The organism is Listeria sp. SHR_NRA_18, from assembly GCF_003856515.1.
Taxonomy (GTDB): Bacteria; Bacillota; Bacilli; order Lactobacillales; family Listeriaceae; genus Listeria_A; species Listeria_A newyorkensis.
Genome location: NZ_QPKR01000111.1, coordinates 1 through 384, shown reverse-complemented (window position 1 = coordinate 384; position 384 = coordinate 1). Strand labels below are relative to the sequence as shown.

Sequence of the window (384 nt, the reverse complement as noted above, 5' to 3'; positions counted from 1 at the left end):
CACCAACCCCAGCCAAAGCAGGAGTACGCGGAGCCTACCAAACCTGCTTTTCGTCATCATGTTTACCTGCGTTGCTCGTTTCTGTAGCAAAAGACCAGGGTGTTATCTTTGGCCGGGCTGCGCCAGCGCAGGGAAACATGCGGCTCACCGCCCTGAGCCAGCAGCCAGGTGTCATAGGCCCCCTCAAGCACCGTGGCAAAAGAGAGTGCCCAGACGTCCTCGTTGGCCGGATCGGCACTGTGCGGGTAGGCATAATGGGTCAGGATCATCTGTTCGCCATTCGCCTCAATCTGCACCCTGCCCCAGTCAAACTGACGTAGTAAGGCATTGAGAGCATCCTCCAACTCTCCCACCGTTTCCGCCTCCGGCAATGGCAGCTTCTTC

The 384-nt window shown here is 58.1% G+C and carries 1 protein-coding gene; it reads right to left on the bottom strand.

Annotation, left to right across the window (positions count from 1 at the left end; genetic code table 11):
* Nucleotides 1-62: 62 nt before the first annotated feature.
* On the bottom strand, nt 63-384 hold a 322-nt coding region (gene bcsD / locus DUK53_RS17380; protein ID WP_236637339.1), incomplete at its 5' end, for a cellulose biosynthesis protein BcsD.